This is a genomic window from Gemmatimonadota bacterium (assembly GCA_026706345.1).
In the GTDB taxonomy this organism is placed as follows: Bacteria; JAAXHH01; JAAXHH01; order JAAXHH01; family JAAXHH01; genus JAAXHH01.
Map to the genome: position 1 here is coordinate 1 of JAPOYX010000110.1, position 3,551 is coordinate 3,551.

Sequence of the window (3,551 nt, forward strand, 5' to 3'; positions counted from 1 at the left end):
CCTATATCTTTGGGTTTTTTGCCCTTCGCTCGCGGATTCGAGGGGTCTATTTCTCCATCATTACCCAGGCTATGACCTACGCGCTGATGTTGCTGTTCTTCCGCAACGACACGGGATTCGGCGGGAACAACGGCCTGACCGATTTTAAGCGTCTGCTCGGGTTTTCGCTGCAAGAGCCGACGACCAAGCTGGGGCTCTACGTGACCTCTGTAGTGGTCCTCGTGCTCGCCTATCTGGCCTGCCGCTATCTGGTCACGTCGAAGCTGGGGCGGGTACTCATGGCCGTTCGCGATGCGGAGAGCCGTTTGATGTTCTGCGGCTATAACCCGCATGGCTATAAACTCTTCCTGTGGACCCTGTCCGCGGTGCTGTGCGGTTTGGCGGGCGCGCTGTACGTCCCTCAGGTCGGTATTATTAACCCCAGCGAGATGCAGCCCGCCAATTCCATTGAGATGGCTATCTGGGTCGCGGTCGGTGGTCGTGGTACCCTGTCCGGTGCTCTGCTCGGTGCCTTTCTGGTCAATGGCGTCAAAAGCTGGTGTACGGCGGCGTTTCCCTATCTATGGTTGTATATTCTCGGCGCGATGTTTATTGTCGTCACCCTCTTTCTCCCCCGTGGTGTGGCCGGTCTGTTACGTCGGCAGGCTGAGCCGCAGACCGGTGAGACGACGGGATAGGTGCCGGTCAGATGAATCGGGATATGCCGGAGGAAACAATTGATCAGGGCGGCAGCCCGTCAATGGCCCATGTGGCTCAGCCCGGACTGGATACCAGCCACGGCGTCATTCTCTACGCTGAAGATGTGACGGTGAGCTTCGATGGCCTGAAAGCCCTGAATGGGCTGACGCTGTATCTCAACGCCGGCGAGCTCCGCTGTCTGATTGGCCCCAACGGAGCCGGCAAAACAACTCTGCTGGACGTCATCACTGGCAAGACCCGGCCGGATACCGGCACGGTGTTTTTTGGCAATAATCTGGACCTGACGCTACTCTCGGAATACGAAATCGCCCTGGCCGGAATCGGCCGGAAGTTTCAACGCCCGACCGTCTTCCACGGCCATACCGTCTTCGAAAACCTCGAGCTGGCAATGCAGGCGAATAAAAAGGTGTGGCATAGCCTGCTCGCCCGGCTGAGCCGTACGCAACACGAGCGCATCGCTTCAACTGCGGACACGATCGGCCTCCTCGATCAGCTGTACACCCGCGCCGGACTGCTCTCACACGGACAAAAGCAGTGGTTGGAACTCGGCATGCTGCTGATTCAAGATCCGCAGTTATTGTTGGTGGACGAGCCCGTGGCCGGTATGACCCACCAGGAGACCGAACGCACGGCCGAATTGCTGGCGTCGCTGGCTGGCAAACATACCGTCGTGGTTGTCGAACACGACATGGAGTTTGTCCGCAGTCTGGCCCGGACAGTGACGGTCTTGCACGAGGGCAGCGTCCTGGCCGAGGGCAGTATGGAAGAGGTGCAGAGCGACCCCCGGGTGGTTGAGGTCTATTTGGGAGCCTAGCCCGCCGAGGACGACGATGATCCGCATTCAGGACCTGAATCAATATTACGGCGAGAGTCACATCTTATGGGATGTTGACCTCCACATCCAGGCCGGGTCCTGCACCTGCCTGATGGGCCGGAACGGGGTCGGCAAGACCACGCTGCTCAAGACCATCATGGGCATCTTGCCCATTGCCTCCGGCAGTCTCCAGTTTGAGGACACCGAGCTGACGCGTCGCCCGGCGGCGCTCCGGGCGCGCCTCGGCATCGGCTACGTTCCCCAGGGACGCGAGATCTTTCCGCAACTGACCGTTGAGGAAAACCTGCGTGTCGGTCTGCCGGCGCGTCGGGATGCGGTCGGGACGGTCCCCGAGTCGGTGTTCCACTATTTTCCCGTGCTCGAGCAAATGCTCGGACGACGGGGCGGAGATCTGTCCGGTGGACAGCAGCAGCAGTTGGCCATCGGCCGCGCCCTGGCCCTGAACCCGAAGTTGCTGATTCTGGACGAGCCCACCGAAGGCATTCAGCCGAATATCGTCCAGGAGATCGGCGATATCCTGCTGCGGCTCAACCAGGAAGAAAACCTGACCATTCTGTTAGTCGAGCAGAAGCTCCCCTTTGCCCGCCGGGTGGCGGATGCCTTTGCCGTGATGGAAAAGGGCAGCGTGATTGCCGACGGACCCATCACCGCCTTGACGGATGATATTGTCCGGCAGCATTTATCAGTCTAGGGGTTCGCCATATGCATTTTACTCCGCACGAACAAGAGAAACTGATGATCTATCTCGCCGCCCAACTGGCCCGGGAACGACGGGCGCGCGGCTTGAAGCTGAACTATCCCGAAGCCATGGCCCTGATTACCAGTGCGGTACTGGAAGGAGCTCGGGACGGTCAATCCGTGTCGGAACTAATGTCGTACGGCGCGACCATCCTCCGTCGGGACGATGTGATGGACGGAGTGGCCGAGATGATTGATCTGGTGCAGGTCGAGGCTACCTTCCCGGACGGGACCAAGCTGGTCAGCGTCCACCAGCCGATACGCTAGAAAGAGGAAACGTGTCCATCTTTAGTCTATTGAAAGACACGTTCCCTCTTGAGGTAAGGAGAGACGGATGAGTCAGACGATTGAACACCGCCGGTATGCCGCCATGTTCGGGCCGACCGTTGGCGACCGGGTCCGGCTGGCCGATACCGACCTGGTGATTGAGGTCGAGCAGGATCATACGCAGCTCGGGGATGAGGTGAAGTTCGGTGGCGGCAAAGTCATTCGCGACGGGATGGGGCAGTCGCCCATACAGACCTCGGCCCAAGGTGCGCCGGATCTGGTGATTACCAATGCGACCGTGGTTGATCACTGGGGCATTGTGAAAGCCGACGTCGGGGTGAAAGACGGCCGGATTTGCGGGATCGGCAAAGCCGGTAATCCCCTCCTGATGGAGGGCGTCTCGCCCGAACTGGTCATTGGCCCTGGGACGGAGATTCTGGCCGGCGAAGGCAAGATTCTGACCGCGGGCGGCATTGATGCGCACATTCATTTTATCTGCCCCCAACAAATCACCGAAGCGCTGGCGTCCGGCATCACCACGATGTTCGGCGGGGGAACTGGCCCGGCCACCGGGACCAACGCGACCACCTGTACCCCAGGGCCGTGGAATATCGCCCGGATGCTCGAATCGGTTGAGGACTTCCCCATGAATCTGGGTTTTCTGGGCAAGGGTAATGCCTCCCGTCCCGAGGCCCTACGTGAGCAGCTCGAAGCCGGGGCCATGGGGCTCAAACTTCACGAAGACTGGGGCTCGACGCCCGCCGCGATTGACTGCGCGCTCTCCGTGGCCGACGACTATGACGTCCAGGTCGCCATCCACACCGATACCTTAAACGAGACCGGCTATGTCGAGGATACGATTGCGGCGTTTAAGGGCCGCGCTATCCACACCTACCATACCGAGGGAGCAGGCGGGGGGCACGCACCGGATATTATCAAGGTATGCGGGTTTCCGAACGTCCTGCCATCATCCACAAATCCAACCCGCCCTTTCACCGTCAATACCATAGAC

At 59.9% G+C, this 3,551-nt stretch carries 5 protein-coding genes; all 5 read left to right on the forward strand.

Features of this window, described 5'->3' with window-relative positions:
• Positions 1–677: urea ABC transporter permease subunit UrtC (urtC, locus tag OXG98_07820; protein MCY3771910.1), on the forward strand; the 677-nt coding region annotated here is incomplete at its 5' end.
• 62 nt (positions 678–739) lie between these two features.
• Positions 740–1,513, forward strand: coding sequence for an urea ABC transporter ATP-binding protein UrtD (gene urtD / locus OXG98_07825; GenBank protein ID MCY3771911.1), 774 nt, complete (start codon positions 740–742; stop codon positions 1,511–1,513).
• Between the two features lie 16 nt (positions 1,514–1,529).
• Positions 1,530–2,225, forward strand: coding sequence for an urea ABC transporter ATP-binding subunit UrtE (gene urtE, locus OXG98_07830; protein MCY3771912.1), 696 nt, complete (start codon positions 1,530–1,532; stop codon positions 2,223–2,225).
• An 11-nt stretch (positions 2,226–2,236) separates the two neighbouring features.
• Complete coding sequence (locus tag OXG98_07835; GenBank protein ID MCY3771913.1) at positions 2,237–2,539, forward strand: urease subunit gamma; 303 nt, start codon at positions 2,237–2,239, stop codon at positions 2,537–2,539.
• A gap of 67 nt (positions 2,540–2,606) precedes the next feature.
• Positions 2,607–3,551: urease subunit alpha (locus OXG98_07840; protein ID MCY3771914.1), on the forward strand; the 945-nt coding region annotated here is incomplete at its 3' end.

Bases quoted from the DNA above. Each gene is read 5' to 3' on its own strand.
- urtD (MCY3771911.1), top strand. From the start codon at position 740: ATGGCCCATGTGGCTCAGCCCGGACTGGATACCAGCCACGGCGTCATT.
- OXG98_07835 (MCY3771913.1), top strand. From the start codon at position 2,237: ATGCATTTTACTCCGCACGAACAAGAGAAACTGATGATCTATCTCGCC.
- urtE (MCY3771912.1), top strand. From the start codon at position 1,530: ATGATCCGCATTCAGGACCTGAATCAATATTACGGCGAGAGTCACATC.